The sequence below is a fragment of the Campylobacter taeniopygiae genome, from assembly GCF_005406225.1.
Lineage (GTDB): Bacteria > Campylobacterota > Campylobacteria > Campylobacterales > Campylobacteraceae > Campylobacter_D > Campylobacter_D taeniopygiae.
The window spans coordinates 29300-51521 of record NZ_NXLY01000012.1 but is presented as its reverse complement, the minus strand read 5'-3'; the positions used below and the strand labels follow the sequence as shown (position 1 = coordinate 51521).

General features: G+C 30.6%; 21 protein-coding genes and 1 tRNA gene. 10 read left to right on the top strand and 12 right to left on the bottom strand.

All coding sequences use genetic code 11. The features are described from left to right. Positions 1-185: 185 nt before the first annotated feature. From CQA75_RS06855 to tgt, 5 genes are all read right to left on the bottom strand, one after another. Positions 186-935 carry a lysozyme inhibitor LprI family protein gene (locus CQA75_RS06855; RefSeq protein ID WP_137624281.1) on the bottom strand — a complete coding sequence of 250 codons (750 nt, stop codon included), beginning with the start codon at positions 933-935 and terminating at the stop codon, positions 186-188. Positions 936-955: 20 nt separating this feature from the next. Continuing rightward, positions 956-1408 carry a hypothetical protein gene (locus CQA75_RS06850; RefSeq protein ID WP_137624280.1) on the bottom strand — a complete coding sequence of 151 codons (453 nt, stop codon included), beginning with the start codon at positions 1406-1408 and terminating at the stop codon, positions 956-958. A 119-nt stretch (positions 1409-1527) separates the two neighbouring features. Then, positions 1528-1604, bottom strand: a tRNA-Arg gene (locus CQA75_RS06845). A 43-nt stretch (positions 1605-1647) separates the two neighbouring features. After that, the gene (locus CQA75_RS06840; RefSeq protein ID WP_137624279.1) at positions 1648-2424 is read right to left on the bottom strand and encodes a CorA family divalent cation transporter; all 777 of its coding nucleotides are present in this window, start codon (positions 2422-2424) and stop codon (positions 1648-1650) included. Then, on the bottom strand, positions 2414-3544 hold the full coding sequence (tgt, locus tag CQA75_RS06835) for a tRNA guanosine(34) transglycosylase Tgt (protein WP_137624278.1): 1131 nt from the start codon (positions 3542-3544) through the stop codon (positions 2414-2416). Before tgt ends, CQA75_RS06840 begins: the two co-directional genes overlap by 11 nt. A gap of 33 nt (positions 3545-3577) precedes the next feature. Here tgt and CQA75_RS06830 point away from each other — a divergent pair, with 33 nt between their 5' ends. The 10 genes from CQA75_RS06830 (at position 3578) to CQA75_RS06780 (ending at position 15495) form a co-directional block, all read left to right on the top strand. Further along, positions 3578-4966 carry a COG3400 family protein gene (locus CQA75_RS06830; protein ID WP_137624277.1) on the top strand — a complete coding sequence of 463 codons (1389 nt, stop codon included), beginning with the start codon at positions 3578-3580 and terminating at the stop codon, positions 4964-4966. A 68-nt stretch (positions 4967-5034) separates the two neighbouring features. Further along, positions 5035-6090 carry a 3-dehydroquinate synthase gene (gene aroB / locus CQA75_RS06825; protein WP_137624276.1) on the top strand — a complete coding sequence of 352 codons (1056 nt, stop codon included), beginning with the start codon at positions 5035-5037 and terminating at the stop codon, positions 6088-6090. Continuing rightward, positions 6087-7637, top strand: coding sequence for a mechanosensitive ion channel domain-containing protein (locus CQA75_RS06820; protein WP_137624275.1), 1551 nt, complete (start codon positions 6087-6089; stop codon positions 7635-7637). The genes aroB and CQA75_RS06820 overlap by 4 nt, the downstream gene beginning before the upstream one ends. Positions 7638-7640: 3 nt before the next feature. After that, a complete protein-coding gene (gene mtaB / locus CQA75_RS06815) occupies positions 7641-8894 on the top strand; it encodes a tRNA (N(6)-L-threonylcarbamoyladenosine(37)-C(2))-methylthiotransferase MtaB (protein WP_137624274.1) in 1254 nt (417 codons plus the stop codon). Positions 8895-8897: 3 nt separating this feature from the next. Next, positions 8898-10502 (top strand): AAA family ATPase, encoded by a 1605-nt coding sequence (locus CQA75_RS06810; protein ID WP_137624273.1) that lies wholly within the window; start codon positions 8898-8900, stop codon positions 10500-10502. A 222-nt stretch (positions 10503-10724) separates the two neighbouring features. Beyond that, positions 10725-11513 carry an HrcA family transcriptional regulator gene (locus CQA75_RS06805; protein ID WP_137624272.1) on the top strand — a complete coding sequence of 263 codons (789 nt, stop codon included), beginning with the start codon at positions 10725-10727 and terminating at the stop codon, positions 11511-11513. Beyond that, positions 11510-12037 (top strand): nucleotide exchange factor GrpE, encoded by a 528-nt coding sequence (gene grpE, locus CQA75_RS06800; protein ID WP_137624271.1) that lies wholly within the window; start codon positions 11510-11512, stop codon positions 12035-12037. The genes CQA75_RS06805 and grpE overlap by 4 nt, the downstream gene beginning before the upstream one ends. A 22-nt stretch (positions 12038-12059) precedes the next feature. Beyond that, positions 12060-13928, top strand: a complete 1869-nt coding sequence (gene dnaK, locus CQA75_RS06795) for a molecular chaperone DnaK (RefSeq protein ID WP_137624270.1) — start codon at positions 12060-12062, stop codon at positions 13926-13928. Positions 13929-14114: 186 nt separating this feature from the next. Then, on the top strand, positions 14115-15131 hold the full coding sequence (locus CQA75_RS06785; protein WP_137624269.1) for an MBL fold metallo-hydrolase: 1017 nt from the start codon (positions 14115-14117) through the stop codon (positions 15129-15131). A 10-nt stretch (positions 15132-15141) separates the two neighbouring features. After that, the gene (locus CQA75_RS06780; RefSeq protein ID WP_137624268.1) at positions 15142-15495 is read left to right on the top strand and encodes a cupin domain-containing protein; all 354 of its coding nucleotides are present in this window, start codon (positions 15142-15144) and stop codon (positions 15493-15495) included. Positions 15496-15531: 36 nt separating this feature from the next. Here the strand turns inward: CQA75_RS06780 and CQA75_RS06775 are convergent, their stop codons facing one another. The 7 genes from CQA75_RS06775 to flgA all read right to left on the bottom strand — a co-directional run bounded on the left by CQA75_RS06775 (position 15532) and on the right by flgA (position 22222). Beyond that, a complete protein-coding gene (locus CQA75_RS06775; RefSeq protein ID WP_137624267.1) occupies positions 15532-16701 on the bottom strand; it encodes a pyridoxal phosphate-dependent aminotransferase in 1170 nt (389 codons plus the stop codon). Positions 16702-16833: 132 nt separating this feature from the next. Beyond that, the gene (gene speA / locus CQA75_RS06770; RefSeq protein WP_137624266.1) at positions 16834-18678 is read right to left on the bottom strand and encodes a biosynthetic arginine decarboxylase; all 1845 of its coding nucleotides are present in this window, start codon (positions 18676-18678) and stop codon (positions 16834-16836) included. Then, complete coding sequence (gene hisS, locus CQA75_RS06765) at positions 18675-19901, bottom strand: histidine--tRNA ligase (protein WP_137624265.1); 1227 nt, start codon at positions 19899-19901, stop codon at positions 18675-18677. The genes speA and hisS overlap by 4 nt, the downstream gene beginning before the upstream one ends. Beyond that, positions 19898-20476 (bottom strand): dTMP kinase, encoded by a 579-nt coding sequence (tmk, locus tag CQA75_RS06760; RefSeq protein WP_137624264.1) that lies wholly within the window; start codon positions 20474-20476, stop codon positions 19898-19900. Before tmk ends, hisS begins: the two co-directional genes overlap by 4 nt. Further along, complete coding sequence (gene coaD / locus CQA75_RS06755; RefSeq protein WP_137624263.1) at positions 20467-20943, bottom strand: pantetheine-phosphate adenylyltransferase; 477 nt, start codon at positions 20941-20943, stop codon at positions 20467-20469. Before coaD ends, tmk begins: the two co-directional genes overlap by 10 nt. Positions 20944-21005: 62 nt before the next feature. After that, complete coding sequence (locus CQA75_RS06750) at positions 21006-21563, bottom strand: UbiX family flavin prenyltransferase (protein WP_137624262.1); 558 nt, start codon at positions 21561-21563, stop codon at positions 21006-21008. Continuing rightward, positions 21560-22222: a flagellar basal body P-ring formation chaperone FlgA gene (gene flgA / locus CQA75_RS06745; RefSeq protein ID WP_137624261.1), complete on the bottom strand. Its 663-nt coding sequence runs from the start codon at positions 22220-22222 to the stop codon at positions 21560-21562. Before flgA ends, CQA75_RS06750 begins: the two co-directional genes overlap by 4 nt.

Here is a 22222-nt window from a genome sequence, read left to right as displayed (position 1 = left end):
GCTTTAGCACAATCAAAACTAGGTTTAGCTTCACTTGGAGATTGGGCATTAGCACCAATACCTAACATTAAACACAATCCTAAAATTATTAAAAACTTTCGCATAAAACTCCTTTTAAATAGAAATTAGTTTTATTTGTAGGTTTTAAACCCCTCATAGCTTAAATTTGTTGTCTTAATTGGCATTTAGCTTCCTATTAATTTATCGAGTTTTTTATCTTTTGTAAAGGCTTGATAGAGTTTCTCATAGTATATTTTATATTTTTCTACCGCTTCATCAAATAAATCTGCATTTGCTTCATTAATCCGAACATCTACAAGAAAGTAATTCCATTGCATAATATCATAAGTCATAAAATCTATAATAATGCTTTTAGTAGTATTTTCAAAAAATTTATTAAATAGATTATAATCGGGTAAAAACTCTATATCCATATCGTAGGCTCCATTAGGGTTTTCAATGGGGACAATAAAATCTTCCATTCTTTTATTAAAGCCCCATTTTTCCCTATTAGCTTCACTATCTATCATTTTAAATGCTAAAGTAGCAATCGCTTCTAAATAAATTTGCTTTATACAATAATTAGAATATAGCTGAAAGTCTTCTTGTTTTCTTGTCTCAAATGGTGCAACAAAATAGCATTGAAATGCATTTCTATAGCCCATAACAGAGTAATTAAATTCTTTTAGGCTTTCTCTTACATTTTGCCCTTCTTTTGTATCTTTTGGGATATTCTTTAATATTGAAAAATAGAGTTTAGAATATAGTCTATCAAGTTTTTGCAACTCCCCGCTTTTATCATTGCATATCATCTTTTCAACATTGCTTTTTGCTTTAGCACAATCAAAACTAGGTTTAGCTTCACTTAGAGATTGGGCATTAGCACTAATGCCTAAAACCAAACACAATCCTAAAACTATTAAAAACTTTTGCATGGATACTCCTTTAAATGTTATTAAAGATATTTAAATACTGCAATTAATTTGCATATTATATAAAACAATAAGAAAAATAATAAATTTAAACCAAGTAAATAATACTTCTCTTTTTTCACTAAAGGAATTTTATGCTTTTTTAAAATAAAAATTTTAAATATTAAAAGATAAATAAGAGAGCAGATATTAAAAATTAAGGTTGCAAAAAATATAAAATCAAGTTCAGCTTTTAAATGAATATTATCATAAGATATTGCAATTGAAAAAATGATTCCGGTGCTAACACAGCAAATAATTCCATAAAAAAACCAATAGATAATACTTTTTTCTTTGGATAAAATTTGCCTGATCTTAGGAAAAAATAAAGCAATGATAAAAGGTGCTAAGCCTTTTAAAATTTCTTGAGGAAATGAGACACAAACGATGAATGCAGTCCATAGGCAACTAAAAATATAATCTCCTAGAGTTGTCATAATTGAACCTTAATTTTAAATTTATATATTTTATAAAAAATACATAAACTAAAATGATTTTAAAAGATGAAAAGCTTAATTTTTTATGATAAATCTAAATGAATGTTTTTGAAGTTTAATGGTGCGCTCAAGAGGATTCGAACCTCTGGCCTTTTGAACCGCAATCAAATGCTCTATCCAGCTGAGCTATGAGCGCATTTTTAAAGACGCTATTATATAATATTTTTCTTAAAAATAGGTTATTTGTTTGATTTTTTAGTAATTTTATCATCAAATTCCAATTCTTTTTTTCTTTTTTTATAATAAACAATAAGTCCAAGAACTAAAATCAAGCATATAAGTGTAAAAATATACCAAGTAGCATTTTTATTGCCGTTTAAAAATAACCCATTCGTATTCATTCCAAAAAAACCTACGATTAAATTTAGAGGTAAAAATATCGCAGAAAGGACGCTTAAAAAATATAAACTTTGATTAATCCTTTCATTTTTGATCGCATTTATAAATAAATGTAATTCGTTAAGTCTTGTTAGAATTTCTTTGCTATTTTTCAAAGCTATATTAGCGCCAAAAATCAATGGTCTTAAGGCTTTTTTGTGCGGACTTGATTCAGCAAGTAAATTTAAAGCTTCATTAAATAGAGAAAGGTTTTTTAAATTTTTATTTATTTTTTGCTTTAAAATGAAACTTTTTTTAAAAAAATTTTTAATCAAATTGCCCTTTAAAAGGATATTTTCTTTATGCTCTATAATATTTTCAAAATGCGTATTCATCGCTTTATATTCATCCAAGTTAGCACGGATAATGTTTAGAAAATCATTAAGGTTGAAAATTTTAAATTCTGTATTTTCTAACTTGAAAATATATTCTTCCTCAAATCCAAAAACATGAATCTTTTCTTTATCTGTTTTGGAGTTTAATGAGGATAAAATTAAAATTTTTTGCCCTAGAAAATCCATATATAAAGTGTTGGAATTTTTACTTAAAAATTTAGCTAAATTATCATCATACTGCATTGTTTAACCTTTTAGAATAAAAATCTTTTCTAAATTTATTAAATTCGTTTTTTTGAATCGCCTCTCTCATTTGTTTTACCAAATCAAGATAATAATGCAAATTATGCAAACTCGCTAAGCGAAAAAAAGTTAGCTCCTTAGCTTTAAAAAGATGATTTAAATAAGCACGTGAGAAGGTGCGGCAAGTGTAGCATTGACAAGTTTTATCTATAGGATCGTGATCGTTGATAAATTCTGCTTTTTTGATATTAAATTTGCCAAAGCTAGTGAAAAAAGTTCCATTTCTAGCATTTCTTGTTGGCATAACACAATCAAACATATCCACCCCACGTGCAACATTTTCTACTAGATCTTCAGGGGTGCCAACGCCCATTAAATATCTAGGACGATTTTCATCTAAAAAAGGATTTAAATTCTCTACAGTTTCATACATGAGAGCATTTTCCTCTCCGACGCTAAGCCCTCCTATAGCTAGTCCATCAAATTCCATTTCATTTAAAGCTAAGGCGCAACGTTTTCTTTCTTCATAATCAGTTCCGCCTTGGATGATTCCAAAAATATTTTGATCTAAACCTATGTTTTGTTTTTGCATTTTTTTATGATATTCTATGGCTTCTTTTGCCCATAAAATAGTCCTATCAACAGAAATTTTAACCCTTTCTTTGGTTGCAGGTAGGGCAACTAGATCATCTAAGATCATCATAATATCTGATTTAAAAGTATATTGGATATCCAAAACACTTTTAGGGGTAAAAAGATGCTTGCTTCCATCAATATGACTTTTAAATTCTATACCTTCATTAAAATGTTTTGAATTTTTACTTAAAGAAAAAGCTTGAAAACCACCACTATCGGTTAAAAAACTTCTATCAAATTGGGTAAAACCATGCAAGCCTTTAAAATTTCTAATCACCTCCAAACCAGGACGCAAATACATATGATAAGTATTAGCAAGAATGATTTTTGCATCGAGTTCTTTTTTAAGATCGTTAGCATCAAGGCTTTTAACCGCACCCACTGTTCCAACAGGCATAAAAATAGGAGTTTCAAAGGTGCTATGTGCTGTAGTGATTTCACATACTCTAGCCGCGCCATCTTTATACTTTAATTTAAATTCCATTTGATATAATTCCTTTTTTTGGAGATAAACACAATGAATCATATTTTAATTATAATTGATGGAATTTTAGCAAAGCATTTCTTAGAAAGGCTTTGTTTTGAAAAAGGTTTAGGGTATTTTTTCACTATCGTTTGCCAAGAAGAACTTAATATAAAGAGTGATTCTTTAGAATTATATCGTTTTGATCCTACCAGTACAGCACGTCTTGAAACGATCATGGGTAAAAACTTTAAACAAGCTTTTATTTACATGCAAGATGAATTTGAGGCGAAAAAAACTTATGAGGCTTTGCGTTTATTAGATATAAATTTAGAAATTGAAATTATGGATTTTTGGGGATTAAGCATCAGCGATTCTCATGTAAATTTAATCGATGCGAGAATGACTTTGAGTCGTAGATTAATGAATTTTTTTCCAGATATCGCTCTTACTGCCCAATACGTAGGACTCGGAGAAGGGGAGATTATGGAGGTGAAAATTCCTTCAGGATCTATTTTTGCCTACAGACATATTAGATCTATTCAACAAAAAAGATGGCGTATAGTATTGATTTATAGAAATTCAAAAATTTATTTTGTGAAACCTAGCTTTGTTTTAGAACCTAATGATAGCATTTTAATCGTAGGAGATCCTGTTGTTCTTCAAACTATTTTTCACAATATCAGAGATAAAGCAGGGCAGTTTCCTATTCCTTTTGGAAGTAATATTTTTACCCTTATTGATATGAAAAATATGAGTGAAAAAACTCAAGAGAATTTGATCAATACAACCTTATATCTTGAAGAAAAAAGCAATGCAAAGAAAAGTTTTATAAGAGTGATAAATCCTAAAATGAGTCCTATATTTCATAAATTAAAAGAATTATTTTATGAAAAAGAAGGGGTGTTTTTTGATTATTTTAATACAGATTTTACCCATTTAGATGCTTTTTTGCAAAATAACGATATAGGGATGCTCATTACAGATTATAAACATTTTCAAAAAGAGAAAAAGAAATTTTTTGATTTAAAAATTCCTATACTAAAAATAGGAGAGTGTGAATTTAAAAACTTAAAAGAATCGGTGATTTTAAGTGCTAATGAAAGCGAACTTGAAAATAATGCCAATGTGATCACTGATTTTAGCAAACAGCTTGATTTTAATCTAACGCTTTATTATTACAATCCTAATTCTCAAAATATCAGCGATATGAAAGAGTATTTTAGCAGTTTATCTAAACTTTATGATAAAAATATTCAAATCATTCACAAAAGAGACGATAATCCGCTTTTAAATTTACAATACCGCAATGATTTATTGCAATTTGTAAGTTTTGAAAAAGAGCTTTTGGGCGGAAATTTTAGTAAAAGTTTAAGTACAAATTTAAACAGACATTATGCTAAAATGAAGCAAAATTATCAGCTTTTTATACCGGTTGAATAAAGCAATTTTAAGCAATAATTAGTCCTAATTTGATAAAATAGATTTAAGATTAAAACAAAAGTGAAAAAATGCAAATAAAAGTCAATTTAAAAGAAAATGCGTATCAAGTTTATATCGATGAATTAGAGAATTTAGAATTTGACACTAAGGTTTTTATACTTTCAAATCCTAAAATTTCAGGACTTCATCTAAAAAAATTACTCGATAAAATTAAAGCTAAAGAGATTTTTATCGCTACGATAAAGGATGGAGAAGAATATAAAAACTTAAACACCATAGAAGAAATTTTAAATCAAATGTTTAATTCCAAGCTTGATAGAAAAAGTATCCTAATAAGCTTTGGCGGCGGAGTGATCAGCGATATGGGAGGATTTGCAGCAAGTATTTATAAAAGAGGCATTGATTTTATCAATATCCCTACGACGCTTTTAGCCTGTGTTGATGCTGCTGTTGGCGGAAAAACTGGAATCAATAACTCTTTTGGAAAAAATCTTATAGGAACTTTTTATCAGCCAAAAGCTGTGTATTGTGAGAGTGAATTTTTAAGAACTTTAGGCGAAAGAGAACTTGCTGCTGGCATGGCAGAATTTATAAAAATGGCAGTGATATTTGATGAAAATTTACTAGCTTTCATAGAAAGTATAGATGAAAAAGCTTTTTTAAGCGCAAAATGTGAAAATGAAATTTTTTCCAAAATTATCGCTAAAAGTATAGAGCTTAAGGCTAAAGTTGTAGAACAAGATGAAAAAGAAAGCCATCTTAGAATGCTTTTAAATTATGGTCATACCTTTGCTCATGTTATAGAAAATTTAACCAATTATAGCGTATATTTGCACGGTGAAGCTGTGGCTATAGGTATGAATATGGCAAATCGTTTAGCCTTAAATTTAAAGCTTTTAAGCGAAAAAGAATGTGATAGAATCGAAAGAATTTTAAGAAAATTTAAACTACCAACGCATTATAAAATCGATAATGTCGATGCTTTTTATGAAGCTTTCTTCATGGATAAGAAAAATTTTAATCAAAAATTAAATTTCATTCTTGCCAATTCTTTAGGCAAAGGCTTGATTAAAAGCGATATTGATCTAAAAGATATCATTAAAACCTTAAAAGAATTCTCATGAAAAAAATCATTTTTCTAGCTTTATTTTTTACCATAGCCTTTGCAGAAACCAATAGCACGATCGCTAAAGGCATCCAAGAAAAAATCAACACTTTAAATACTATCATTAATGCAAGTATTTGGAATGTAAGATATGAAAATTTTATGAAATATCAAAATATCAATGATGAAATTCTCATTCTAAATTTAGATCTTAAAAAAACCACAGACATACTCGCACAAGAAGAATTAAAACGTAAAATCAGCAATTTAAAAGAACAGCTTAATTTGTTAAAAGAATACAAAGATTTAAATTTTGCTCAAATTCTCAGCGCTCCAAATCATGTTGAAATTTTGCCAAAACTTACCAATCCTTTAGCCATAATCGGGGCTTTTTCTCATATTAAAAAAATAAAAGGAGAAAAAGAGGAATATTTGTCTAAATTTAACGAGTTTAAAAATTTAGTCGATAAGATCAAGGAGAAAAATTCAGAGCTTAAAGAATTGGTTGATTTTGATCCAAGTCCTAAAAATATACAAGCTTTAAAAGAATCCGATCAAAAATTAGAAGAATTTGATCAAATTTTAAATTTCATCAGTGCTTCTTATTCGGTGTATGAAAAAAAGATTGATGAGGAAATTTCAAGGGTTAGTTCTGAAATTAAAATCCAAACCTTAAGAGCGATTAACATTATCATTTCTATCGTTTTTGTTATTGCTATTTCATTTTTGCTTAAATATATCGCTAAAAAATACATCAAAGATAGCGAAAGATACTATACAGCAACTAAAATCATCAATTTTATTAATATCAATATCATCTTACTTATCTTGCTTTTTGCCTACATAGAAAATATAAGCTATCTTGTAACCATACTAGGATTTGCTTCTGCGGGTTTGGCAATTGCCATGAAAGATATGTTTATGTCTATGCTTGGATGGTGTGTGATCGTTTTTGGGGGTAGTTTTAGAGTAGGTGATCGTATTAAAGTTTTTCAAAATGACACAACTTATGTAGGTGATATCATAGATATTTCTTTTTTAAGAATCACTCTTTATGAAGAGCTTACCCTAGAAACTTATATGAAAAATCGCCGCAGTGGCCGTATTATCTTTATACCAAATAATTATGTTTTTACAAATTTATTGGCTAATTATACCCATCATGGTATGAAAACCATCCTTGATGGAATCGATATTAATATAAGTTTTGATAGCAACATCGAAAAAGCACAAGAAATAGTAGAAAAAATCGTGACTCATCATTCAAAAAAATACACAGAGCTTGCAAGAAAAAACATGCATCGCTTAAAAGATGAATACAGCATTAAAAATTCTAAAGTAGAACCTAGATTTTTTGTATTTTTTGAGCATTGGGGGATGAGAATTTCTGCTTGGTATATGACAAGCTCTTATGCAGCTTTAGTGCTTAGAAGCACAATCAGTAAAGAAATTATTAAAGAGTTTAAAAAACACAGCGATATTAAAATCGCTTATCCAGCACAAAATTTGTATGTGGATAAAATGGATTTAAACCACAAATTTAAAGATTTTCCCATAAAGGAATAAAGATTGAAAGAAAAAGTTTTTTTTAAAACCTTTGGATGTAGAACAAATATTTATGATACAGAGCTTTTAAAACGTTATGTAAAAGATTTTGAAATTACGAATGATGAAAAAGAAGCACAAATTGTAGTTGTCAATTCTTGCACGGTTACAAATGGAGCCGATAGCGGGATAAAATCGTATATCAATACCATGAAAAAACAAGGGATTAAAGTCATACTTACAGGTTGTGGGGCTGTGAGCAAAGGAAAAGAGCTTTTAGAACAAAAGCAAATTTTTGGAGTGCTAGGAGCGTCCAATAAAGATAAAATCAATGAATTTTTAAACGCAAAAACAAGTTTTTATGAGCTTGGAAATTTAAATTTTATTGATAAAGATATCGTTTGCGAGTATGAAAACCACACTAAAGCCTTTGTTAAAATTCAAGAAGGATGCGATTTTGCCTGTTCGTATTGTATCATTCCTAGTGTAAGGGGTAAATCAAGAAGTGTAGAAGAAAAAGATCTTTTAAGACAAGTGGAAATTCTTGCACAAAATGGTTATTCTGAAATCGTTTTAACAGGAACTAACATAGGATCTTATGGTATAAAAAATGGCACAACACTAGGAAAACTTTTGCAAAAAATGGGAAAAATTTCAGGGATAAAGCGTATAAGGCTTGGCAGTTTAGAACCAGCACAAATTGATGAAAGCTTTTTAGAAATTTTAGATGAAGCTTGGATTGAGAAGCATTTGCATATCGCTTTGCAACACACAAGTGAAAAAATGTTACGCATCATGAGAAGACGTTCACATACTGATAATGATCTAAAACTTTTTAATCATATAGCAAGTAAAGGTTTTGCGCTAGGGACTGATTTTATAGTGGGTCATCCTGGAGAAAATGAATCTATATGGAAAGAAGCTTTAGATCATTTTAAGAATTTTCCACTCACTCACATACATGCTTTTATTTTTAGTCCTAGAAACAATACTCACTCAGCTACCATGAAAGAAGATCTTGTTAGTGGTGATGTGGCTAAAGAAAGATTAAATCTTTTAAAAGACATCGTAGAAAAAAATAACTATGAATTTAGAAAGAAAAATAAAGTTCCACTTGAAATTTTAGTTGAAACTCAAAAAGATGGTGTTTTTGAAGGTTATGATCAATTTTTTAATAAAATAAAAATAAAAAGCGATCAAGATATAGCTAAAGAATGGTTGCTAATAAACCGATATGAAGTGCAAGAAAAATATAATTTTTCAAATTTGCAAGGCTGAAAAATGAAAAATAAAAAAATCATACTCATATCTTTTGTGATTTTGTGTGTTCTTTTTGGAATTTTATACATCAAAAACGAACCAAAATACATCGATGAAAGTCTTTATCAAAGTCTTTTGGAACAAAATTTAATCCAAAAAGCCATTATAGATAGTGAAGAAGTTTTGTTAAAAACTAAAGAAGGAAATTATGCCGTTATTAAAGATGGAATCGATTTAAAAACCCTTTTAGCTAAAGTTCCAGTAGAGATAAAAAAAGACAATACTTTATGGCTTATAAGTGTTTTTGTTCTTTTAATCATTTTATTTTTTTTAATTCTTTCTTTTTTAAGAAAAAAAGAAATGGCAAAATACCCAATTTCTACTAATAAAGAATCTAGTGCAAATCAAAATCCCCAACTAGAAAGTTCCAATATCAAGCCTGTGATTTCAAACATAACCTTTAAAGATGTTGCAGGTGTTGATGAGGTTAAAATGGAATTAAGCGAATTAGTAGATTTTTTGCAAAATTCTAAGAAATACAAAGAATTTGGCGTAAAAATGCCTAAAGGCGTTTTGATGGTTGGGCCTCCAGGGGTAGGAAAAACTCTCATAGCTAAAGCCGTTGCCGGAGAGGCGGGAGTTCCCTTTTTTTATCAAAGTGGCTCTAGTTTTGTAGAAATTTATGTTGGAATGGGTGCCAAAAGAGTTAGAGAGCTTTTTTCTAAGGCTAAGATGATGGCACCAAGCATTATTTTTATCGATGAAATTGATGCAGTAGGCAAAGCAAGAGGTGAGATGTCCAACGTTGAAAGAGATAGCACCTTAAATCAGCTTTTAACTCAAATGGATGGCTTTGAGGACAATAACGGCGTTATTGTTATAGCCGCTACCAATAAAATAGAACTCATGGATCCAGCTTTATTGCGTTCAGGGCGTTTTGATAGAAGAATTTTTTTATCTTTGCCCGATTTTAGGGATAGACTTAGAATTTTAAAAATTTACATGAAAGATAAAAATAACAATGTTGATTTAAGCAAAATCGCTAAAGCAAGCGTTGGTTTTAGTGGGGCAGGGCTTGAAACTTTAGTCAATGAAGCAGCGATCAATGCTTTAAGAAGAAATAGCACTTTAGTTGAAGAAAATGACTTTTATGAAGTGTTAAATAAAGTGCTTGTAGGCAAAAAGAAAATTTTAACTTTCAATGATGAAGAAAAGAAAATTCAAGCCACTTATCAAGCGGCTAAGGCATTAAGTGCGTATTATTTTGATATAGGGTTTGAAAAATTCACGCTTATTGAAGATCGCTTTAAAGAATATGAAAAAAATATCAGATCCAAATCCGAACTTATCAATCGCATTAAAGTTTATTTAGCCGGTTCTAGAGCTATGAATTTAATCTACAATGAAAGCTACACAAACTCACAAAATGACTTTTTAAAGATCAAAGAATTGCTAGAATATATGGTTAATTTTGATATGATAGAAGAGCCTAATTTGGAAGAATATAAAAAAGAAGTGGATGAATTCTTAAGCTCTATGAAAGAAAAAATTTTAAAACTATCAGAACTCCTACTCGATCAAGAAAAAATCGAATACAAAGATATCAAACTTTTTATGCAAATTTAATCTTCAAAATTAACAACACATTGAAATTTCTATATTTTCAATGTGTCTTTACATTAGTTAATAAAATATATTGTATAATACTAACTCATAAAACTTTAGTTATATAGACTAAATTAAATTAAGTAAATTTTTTTATATATATACTTGACAAAATAACACTCAAAGTTGTATAATACCTTTAGCAATTAAAAAAAGAGAGTGCTAATTTAAAGAAAGGAAGTCATGAGAAATCACGATAAAAAAGGTTTGATTTTAGATTCTATTATCGAAACCTATTTATTAGATAATGTTCCTATAGGTTCTAGTGAGCTTAATTTAAATTTATGCATTCCAGCATCGACTATACGTGTTTATTTGAAAAGATTGAGCGATGAAGGATTGATCACTCAACTTCATATAAGCAGCGGTAGAATTCCAACCGTTTTAACGATGCAAAATTATTGGCAAAATTTTTGGAAAGAAAAACAAAGTGAAATTAATATTACTAACGAGGTTTTTTTAAAAGAATTAAGCAAAGAATTTGAAATTTACTGCTTGGTTTATGGAGGTAGAAATTTAATCTTAAAAGAAATTTTTAATCTCAATACCAAATTTATAGTTTTGGATTTTGGAGAAGAAGAGCTTGTGATAAAATACACCAAAGAAGCTTGGGAATTTTTAAAAACCTTGATAGGTTTTGATCTTTTCAGTATAGAAAATATAGCTTTAAAAGTTTCTTTCATGGAGCTTGTAGAAAAGATCACTTGTTTAAGACAGAATTTGATTTATTATAGAAGTAACGAAGAAAGGGCTTACCAAATTTATCAAAACGATGAATTTGTTAAGCTCTTAGATTGCGGTGTGCATCATTATTTTAAAGACAGCTTAGAATTTGAACCTTTATTTAAAGAAGGTTTTATGGGGCTTAAAGTAGATGGGCAATTTTTGGGCGAAGATGTAAATATTATCTTAGCGGGTAGTGTTTATACGGACTATAAAAAAATACTAAAACAAATAAAGGAGGCAGCGTGAGCGAACAAAAGCAAGAAATCGAAAACGAAAATTCACAAGAATGCGAAAATTTGCAAGAAGAAAATACATGCAATGAAGAAAATGAACAAGATAAATTGCAAAAAGAATTCGATGAATTAAAAGATAAATATATGCGTGCAAACGCTGAATTTGAAAATATTAAAAAAAGAATGGAAAAAGAAAAAATCACCGCAATGCTTTATGCTAATGAAGGCTTTGCGAAAGATTTGCTTGATGTTTTAGACGCTTTAGAGGCGGCTTTAAACGTTGAAGCAAAAGATGAAATCAGTTTAAAAATCAAAGAAGGAGTGCAAAATACTTTAGATTTGTTTGTTAAAAAACTTGAAAAAAATGGTATTAAAACCATAGAGGAAGTAAAAGACTTTGATCCAAATTTACACGAAGCGATGTTTCATGTAGATAGCGCGGATCATGAAAGCGGAGGTATTGTGCAGGTTTTACAAAAAGGATATAAAATTAACGATCGCGTGATACGTCCAACAAAAGTAAGTGTAGCAAAATAAATTATAATTGAAAGGATAAAAAATGAGTAAAGTTATAGGTATAGATTTAGGAACAACCAATTCTTGTGTTTCTGTTTATGAACGCGGAGAAAATAAAGTAATCCCAAACAAAGAAGGTAAAAACACAACTCCTTCGGTGGTTGCTTTTACAGATAAGGGGGAAATTTTAGTTGGAGATAGTGCAAAGCGTCAAGCTGTGACCAATCCTGAAAAAACTATATATTCTATAAAAAGAATTATGGGTTTGATGATCAATGAAGAAGCGGCCAAAGAAGCTAAAAGCAGACTTCCTTACCACATCACTGAAAGAAATGGAGCTTGTGCGATCGAGATCGCAGGAAAAATTTATACTCCACAAGAAATTTCAGCGAAAGTTTTGATGAAATTAAAAGAAGATGCGGAAGCTTTCTTAGGCGAAACTGTAGTGGATGCAGTTATCACTGTTCCTGCTTATTTTAATGACGCGCAAAGAAAGGCAACTAAAGAAGCTGGAACTATCGCAGGGCTTAACGTTTTAAGGATTATCAATGAGCCAACAGCTGCAGCTTTAGCGTATGGACTTGATAAAAAAGATAGTGAAAAAATCGTTGTTTATGATCTAGGTGGTGGTACATTTGACGTTACTGTGCTTGAAACAGGCGATAATGTAGTGGAAGTTTTATCAACCGGTGGTAATGCTTTCTTGGGTGGAGATGATTTTGATAACAAATTAATCGATTTTCTTGCAAGTGAATTTAAAAATGAAACAGGAATCGATCTTAAAAATGATGTAATGGCTTTACAACGTTTAAAAGAAGCGGCTGAAAACGCTAAAAAAGAACTCAGCTCAGCTAATGAAACCAATATCAACTTGCCATTTATCACAGCGGATGCAAGTGGCCCAAAACACTTAACAAAAACCATCACTAGAGCTAAATTTGAAAGCATGATTGAAAGTTTAGTAGCTGAAACCATCACTAAAATCAATGAAGTGGTTGATGATGCGGGGCTTAAAAAAGATGAAATTAAAGAAATCGTTATGGTAGGGGGATCTACTCGTGTTCCTTTAGTGCAAGAAGAAGTTAAAAAAGCTTTTGGAAAAGATCTTAACAAATCTGTAAATCCTGATGAAGTTGTAGCTATCGGTGCAGCGATCCAAGGTGCGGTTATAAAAGGTGATGTTAAAGACGTACTTTTGCTTGATGTAACTCCACTTTCTTTAGGTATTGAAACTTTAGGCGGTGTGATGACTAAGATCATAGAAAAAGGCACAACCATCCCAACCAAAAAAGAACAAGTTTTCTCAACTGCAGAAGACAATCAAAGTGCCGTAACCATCAATGTTTTACAAGGTGAAAGAGAATTCAGCCGTGATAATAAATCTTTAGGAAATTTCAACCTTGAAGGAATTCCACCAGCACCACGCGGTATGCCACAAATTGAGGTGACTTTTGATATTGATGCAAATGGTATTTTAACCGTTTCTGCTAAAGATAAAGCAACAGGCAAAGCACAAGAAATCAAAATCACAGGTTCAAGCGGCTTGAGTGAAGAAGAAATCGATAAAATGGTAAAAGACGCAGAACTTCACAAAGAAGAAGACAAAAAACGCAAAGAAGCTGTAGATGCAAGAAATGCAGCTGATAGCTTAGCACATCAAGTTGAAAAATCTTTAAGCGAACTTGGAGAAAAAGTTCCAGAAGATGAAAAAGCAAATATTCAAAAAGCTTTAGATGAGTTAAGAGAGACTTTGAAAAATGAAAATTCAAGTAAAGAAGAAATTGAAAGTAAAATGAAAGCTTTAAGCGAAGTTTCTCACAAATTAGCTGAAAATATGTATAAAAAAGACGACGCACAAGCTAACGATAAAAAGAAAAAAGACGACGATGTTATCGACGCTGAAGTAGAATAATTCCTCCTTTTATCTTCATGCCAAGCTATTTTTAGCTTGGCCTTTAAAATTCAAATATTTTTTAAATGACTTTTAGCAAAATTTTTCTATAATTCTTTTTATTTTTAAGGAAAAATTTTATGGATACGGCTCGTTTTCAACCAATCATAAATTTTATATGGGGAGTAGCAGACGATCTGCTTCGTGATGTTTATGTTAAATAAATTTGATCTTTGCGATGGCAAAGAAAGACTCAAAGCTAAAAGAGCACAAGGCAAGAAATACGAAATATTTCTCAATGAAAATGAAGAAAGCTATAAGAATTTCAAAGTTCCTTTTAAAGAGGTTTTAAAGTATTACTACCTTTACCCTAAAAATGCCATTGCCCCTTTTAAACTTCCTTTTTATAAACCTAACTTAAGCGATTTTGATGCCCCGCATATTGCTTGGCTGGGGCATTCTTCGCTTTTTGTGAGTTTTAAAAAATATAAAATCTTAATCGATCCGATTTTCAACACTCACGCTTCGCCTTTTTCTTTTATCAACCGTGCTTTTAAAAATGCTCCTGTTTATAGTGCGGATGATTTTGGCGAAATTTTTGCAGTGATCATCACGCATTCTCATTTTGATCATTTGGACGCAAAAAGCGTAAAAGCTTTAAAGCATAGAGCGAAATTTTTCATCACGCCTTTAAAAGTGGGAAATTATCTTAAAAGTTATGGAGTGAGTGAAAAAAAGATCATAGAGCTTGATTGGTGGGATGGGATAGAATTTGATGATTTAAATATCATTGCAACACCTTCACAGCATAGCTCTAGCCGTGGAGATGGTAAAAATAAAACCCTTTGGGCGTCTTTTGTGATGGAATTTAAAAGCGTGGGTAAAAAAATGTTTTTTAGCGGCGATGGTGGATATTTTACGCATTTTAAAAAAATCGGAGAATATTTTAAAGAATTTGATCTTGTTTGCCTTGAAAGCGGTCAATTTAACAAAGCTTGGCCTTTTTCGCATTCTTTTCCGGATCAAATTTTGCAAGAAGCAAAAGATCTCAATGCAAAGGCTTTGATGCCTATACATTGGGGAAGATTTTTAGCGGGAACTCACGCTTGGAATGAGGTTGTAGAATTTTTGTATAAAAATCTCGATATCGCCTTCATAACGCCTAAAATGGGCGAGGGCTATAAAATAGGCGATGAATTTAAGCAGGATTTTTGGTGGAGATAAAGGAGAAATGATGAAAATAACTCAATGGAATACGACAAATTTTCTTTCAAAGGAAGTTAAAATCAATGTTTTAATCGATGATGAAAGAAGTAAAGAAATACAAATTTTACTCGCTAAAGATAGCATTATGAAAGAACATAAAGCTCCATTTGCAATACACGTTCAAGTTTTAAGCGGCAAAATTTGGTTTGAAGTTCAGGGGCAAAAGTTGGAATTAAATACCTTAGATATGATCAGTTTAGAGGCTAATATCCCTCATTCTTTAGGCGGATTGGAAGATTCTATAATAAGACTTAGTTTGAGTAAATCAGATAATATCCAAAGGATAAATGCTATTCTTAAAAAACCTAAAGTGCAAATTTAACAAAATAAATTTTTATTAAATTTGCAATGAATTTAATCAATTGTAATTTTTTATAAATTTAGCGATTCTTTCTAGGCCTTTTTTGATCAAATCTTCACTCGTAGCATAAGAAATTCTAAAATATCCATCCATACCAAAACCAACCCCTGGAACGACGGCTACTTTTTCTTCTTCGAGTAATTTTTTGCAAAATTTCATAGAATCTTTTTCGATTTTTTGGATATTGATAAAAAGATAAAAAGCACCTTCAGGCTTATAAAAACTGATATTTGGAATTTTTTCTAAGATCTCTAAGGCTACGTTGCGACGTTTTTCAAAGGCTTGACGCATGGTTTCTATATCTTGATCGCATTCTCCAGTAAGTGCAGGAATGGCGGCGTATTGTATAACCGAGCAAATATTTGAAGTACTTTGCCCTTGCAATCTTTTAACAGCAGAAATTAATTCTTTATTTTTGCTAGCCATGTAACCAAATCTCCAGCCAGGCATAGCACCGCATTTACTAAGCCCATTAATCGTTACAGTGCGTTTTAAGGTGTCTTCATTTAAACTTGCAAATGCTGTAATTTCGGTATTATCATAAGAAAGTTTTTCATAAATTTCATCGCTTAAAACCACGATATTTGTATTTTTTAGAATTTCAGCGATCTCTAAAAGTTCTTTTTTTCTATAAATTGAACCTATGGGATTTGATGGAGAATTTAGCATTAAAACTTTTGTTTTTGGAGTGATGGCTTTTTGAAGTTGTTCAGCGGTGATTTTAAAGCCATTTTTTTCCAAACCCTCGATAAATACGGGTTTTCCTTCTGCAAATTTAACCATCTCCGGATAACTAACCCAATAAGGCGTAGGAATAATAACTTCATCATCTTTTTCAACTAAACATTCTATGCATTGAAAAAGGGAATGTTTAGCACCGACATTAACAACAACTTCACTTGTTTCATAGTCTAAAGCATTGTCTTTTTTTAATTTAGTTTGAACAGCTTTTAAAACTTCTTTAATGCCAGGAACTGCCGTATATTTTCCACAACCTTTTTCAATAGCAGCAATAGCAGCATTCTTTATAGCTTTTGGGGTATCAAAATCAGGCTCTCCGGCTGAAAAACTGATGATATCTTCGCCTTTAGCTTTTAGTTCGTTTGCAAGAGAAGCTATGGCTAGAGTGATTGACTCTTCTAAAACTTGTGATCTTTTAGTTAGCATATATTTTTCCTTTTTTGTTTTTTATTTTATTCTATCTAAAAAATGTATGGTTTAAGACAAGAAGATAAAAAAAATAAACAAAAAAAATAAAAAGCGTGAAAAATGGTAATACTTAGAAAAGAAAATTAAAATTTAATCTTCTTTTCCATCGATGCTTTTTAAATAGCCATTATCATTTAAAAATAAGTAAAGTTCTCCTAGGATATGCTTTTTTTGCTTTTCATTGACTAATTTTGAATTACTAATTCTTTCGTTGAGTATATCCATAATTTCATGGATGTCATAATCAAGATCTTCAAGTGTATCGAGTATGGATTGAGCTTCTATAATCCCTTCGATTTCATAGCCTTTTTCATTAATGCTAATAATTGCTTCAGTAGGATGGGTAAAAAGATTGTGTTTCATTCCAAGCACTTCTTGATAAGCTCCTACAAGAAAAAAGCCCAAGAAATAATTTTCCTTTTCTACATCAATATCATGTAAAAATAAAGGTTTGTCTTTAGAGTATGAAATTTCACCATCGCTATCGCAAGTGATATCCCATATACTCGCACTTCTTGTTGGCTCTTTATCCAAATGATCAAGAGGCATGATAGGAAAATTTTGTTCTAATCCCCAAAAATCAGGCAAACTTTGAAAAAGTGAAAAATTCACCAAATATCTTTCTTGTACTTCATCTTGTATGGCAAGCAAATCAGCAGGATTTTGCTTATCTCCTAAAAGCAAAATAGCTTTTTTAATGATTAGATGTGTTAAAATTTCAGCATTGGATCTATCTTGCAAATCCACATATCCTAAGTCAAAAAGCGTTAAAATACTTTCTAAATGATCAATACTATCGTGCAAATATTCCAAAGCATTTGAAGGCTTAATGCTTTTGAAAAGATCATATAATTCATCAATAAGCTTTGGATTTTTTTCTTTGAGTAAAAGTTTATCTTCAGAATACTCTTGAGAGAAAAGTTCTAAAACAGGAGCGATTAAAACAGCGTGATTTGCTGCGATAAAACGACCACTTTCTATAAAGATATCAGGTTCTAAATCGCTTTTTTGTTCTGCGATATTTTTAAGGATAAATACAACATCATTTGCATATTCTCTAAGTGTATAGTTTCTGCTATTTTCATTTTTAAATTGAGAATACTCAACAGCCAAACCACCGCCAAGATTGATTGACTTTAAGTTTTTTGCCCCCATTTTTCTAAGCTCAGTATAGATATTTCCAACTTCATTTAAGGCTTTTTTTAAAGGATGAATTTCAGTAATTTGAGAACCTAAGTGAAAATGTATCATGGTAAATTGATCTAGCAATTTATTTTTCTTAAGTAAATTAACAGCTTCTATAAGTTCAGTTGAAGTGAGTCCAAATTTAGAATTTATACCTCCGCTTTTCGCCCAAATTCCAACACCAGCAGAATGCAAACGCACTCTTAAGCCTATATTTGGCTTAGGCTTAAAGCGTTCTTTAGCTATATCAATGATCGCTTCAAGTTCGTTAAGTCCTTCTATGGTTAAAGTGATATTATGCCCCATTTCTGCTGCGATAAAACCTATATTGATAAGTTCTCTATCTTTAAAGCCATTTACGGTTATTGGAGCATCTTCATTGTTAAAGGCCATAGCTAAAAGAAGTTCAGCTTTGCTACCAGCTTCGAGTCCGTAATTGTACTTTTTTCCAAGTCTGACAAGATTTTTAACAAAACCAGGGTATTGATTGACTTTTAAAGGATAAACCGCGTTAAATTTACCCTTGTAATTAAATTCCTTACGAGCTTTATTGAAACTTCCATAAATACTTTCGATTTGTTTTTGGATTAAATGTGGAAATCTTAAAAGCAAAGGTCCTTTATAACCATCATTTCTTAAATCTTTTACGATATCAATAATAGCGGGCTTTTTTTCATGATTGATACAAACTTTACCATTTTTGATAATAAAATTTTCATTCCCCCAAATATTAATCCCATAATCCATCATAAAAACTGCTCCAAATCTGAAATTTTAATGGTTTTTTCATCTTTATTTTCTAAATTTTTATAAAATAAGCTTTCATTTTTAAATTCATTTTCACCCATGCAAAGAAAAATTTTAACTCCAGCTTTATCGGCATTTTCTAAGTGTTTTGCGAGTTTTTTTGCATCATAGCTTAAAAGAACTTTGTAGTTTTTTCTAAGTTTAGTTGCGATTTTAAAAATTTTTGAAATATAAATTTCATCCAAAGAACAAAGATAAATTCCTTCTCTTTGTAATTTTTCTTCCTTTTGTTCTAAAATAGCCATAATTCTTTCTATACCCATGGCAAAACCTATGCCAAAACCGCTTTTTCCCCCTAAATATTCTATAAGTCTATCGTATCTTCCTCCGCCAGCAATGGCTGATTGTGCGCCGATTTCATCGCTTATAAATTCAAAAGCTGTTTTAGAATAATAATCCAAGCCTCTAACAAGCTTAGAATCTAAAGTGAAATCAATTTCATTTTCTTTTAAAATGCTTTGCAAATGATTAAAATCATCTAAACAGCATTGACATAAATTCTTTTCTAAAAGTGGAGCTTGATGAAGCAAATTTTGACATTGTTCATTTTTGCAATCTAAAACGCGTATAGGATTTAAGTTTTTGCGTCTTTTGCAATCTTCACAAAATCCTTCTTGATTATCAAGATAATCAATGAGTTTTTCTCGGTAAGGTGGAAGGCATTTTGAGCAGCCCAAAGAATTAATAATGAGCTTAAATTTAATATCAAGGCGTGAAAAAATTTCAGCTAACATTAAAATAATGCTCGCATCTTCATAAACACTGCTTATGCCAAAACTTTCTACACCAAATTGATGAAATTCTCTTAAGCGTCCTTTTTGAGGCCTTTCATATCGAAACATAGAACCATGATAAAACCAACGTTTAATGCTTATGTTTTTATCAAATTTCTTCTCGATATACGCACGAACTGCTCCAGCAGTTCCTTCAGGACGCATGCAAACTTCATTACCTCCCTTGTCTATAAATTCATACATTTCTTTGCCCACTATATCAGAGCTTTCACCCACACTTCTTTTAAAAAGGATGCTTTGCTCTAAATGTGGCGTATTGATAAATTCAAAACCGTAATTATTGGCAACATCTTCGCAAACTTCAATAATTTTTTTATAGTATTTAGCACTTTGATCGGTTAGATCTTTCATTCCTTTAAGAGCATTAATCATTGCAAAAATTCCTTTATTTTGGTGTGTAATTCTTCTATACTTTTGTTTGCATCAAGCTTTAAAATTTCTATTTGAATTTTATTTTTTAAGAAGAATAAAATATTTTCTAGCTTATTTTGGACATTTAAAAAGTATTCTATCCCACGTTGTTCTATAGCATCTTGTTTTTTTTCTCCTAAGCGTTGCTTGATTAGTTTTTCATCCGCTTTTAAAAATATGATTTTTTGTGGAAAAAAATGATCAAGCGCAAAAGAATTAAGAGAAAAAAGCAATTCATTATCAAAATCAACCGCATAAGCCATACCCGATATAAAACTTCTATCACTGATGATAAGTTTATCTTTATTTGGATGGATAACTTCTTCGTAATGCTCTGCGCGATCAGCTAAAAAAAGTAAAACTTCAGCTCTTTTTTTAAGATTTAAATTTTGATAAAGCAAGATATCTCTTAAAGATTTTCCCAAATCAGTTCCACCTGGTTCTAAGGTAAAAATAGCTTCTTTATAAATTTCTTTTAAGAGTGAAATTTGCGTACTTTTGCCAACGCAATCAATCCCTTCAAATGCTACATACAAGTTTTATCCTTTAAAAATGGCAAAATTTCCTTTGGAACTAAAGAGCTTACATCGCCTCCATGCGTGACTATAGAACGCACTATAGAGCTTGAAATAAAAGCATGTTTTAAGCTTGGCATTAAATAAATCGTTTCTATCTCATCCCAAAGAGCATGATTTGCGTATCCAATTTGTAACTCATATTCAAAATCACTCACAGCCCTAAGTCCGCGTATGATGGTATTGATCTTAAATTCTTTAGCTAAATCTACAAGCAAATTATCAAAGGTGATGATCTCTACATTTGAAATATCTTTTATTGCAAGTTCTGCTAATTTTTTACGCTTTTCTAAACTATAATAAGGTTTTTTATGATCGCTCTTTGCAATAGCTATAATGATTTTATCAAAGATTTTAAGAGCGCGTCTTACTACATCTAAATGTCCATTTGTAATAGGATCAAAAGTTCCAGGATATAAACAGGTCATTACAACTCCAAAAATTCAAAATATAATGAATTTAGCCTTAAAAAATAGTAAAAATTCTTAGCTTATTTCCATCTTTGATATAGCTTGTGAGAAATTTCTAATAAATCAAGCCATTTGCCGATGATAAAATTTTCCATCTCTTTTAAGTTTTTAGCCTTTGAATAGCTTGCAATAACAGGCGGAGCTATAATAACACCCATTTGACTTAATTTTGCCATGTGTTCTAGATTGATGGTAGAAAAAGGCATCTCTCTAACGCCTAAAATGAGTTTTTTTCTTTCTTTAAGTGCTACAGCAGCACAGCGAGTTAAGAGAGTGTCTGCTAAACCTGCATGAATTTTTGCCAAAGTGGAAATAGAGCAGGGCGCAATGATCGTTTTTTCTATCCCAAAAGAACCACTAGCGACACCAGCACTTAGATCGCTATCTGATAAAAAATAGGTATTTTTAAATTTTTCATCGCATATTTTTTTTAAATCTTTTTTACTTTCAGCATGAAAGCTTAATTTTGCTCCTTCGCTAATAATACAATAAAGTTCGCATTTTTTTTCTAAATTTTCTAGCAAACTCAAGCCCAATGAAACACTGCTTGATCCTGAAATTCCTAATAAAATTTTCATTGGATAATCATCCTATTTTTTCCTATGACTATACCTTGCATCACTTTACCTTCTTTATTTTTTGCACGAATTCTTTCTCCCATGTTGGCACTTTGTAAGGCTGTAAGTTCTATGGAAACATCTATATTTCCATCTCTTAGTATTCCTATTATAGGATCATTTCTACGGATTAATGCGAGGGTTTTAAACATATTTTCTTTTAAAATAGTATTTTTATTGATATTGTTTTTAGCGATGAGATTATTTGTATCTTCAACATCTAAAGCATTAGGCGGTACTTTATCAAAATCAAGCAAAACACTTCTATAATCAAGCGGACTTAATTTTTGTCCCCTTTTTATAGCTCTTTCGCTTTTTAAAACTTGTAAATTTCCTTGGACAAAATAGCGAAAAAATAAATTTTTTTGCAAATTTTGCGGAGTATTAAATTCTGCTCTTAAAAAGCCTTGAGATTGTTCAAAACGTCCATTAGCTATTCTTAAAAATTGATATTGATTAAAATCTTTAGGCAAAGAAGTGCTTCTTAAGTCAATTTGAGTGATGATGATTTTTGGAAAATTATTGGTGATTTCTTTAGCAAGGGCGAGTTTGATTTCTTCCAAATTCGCTCCTTTGCTTAGACTAATAAAAACTATAAGTATAAAAAATAGATTTTTCAT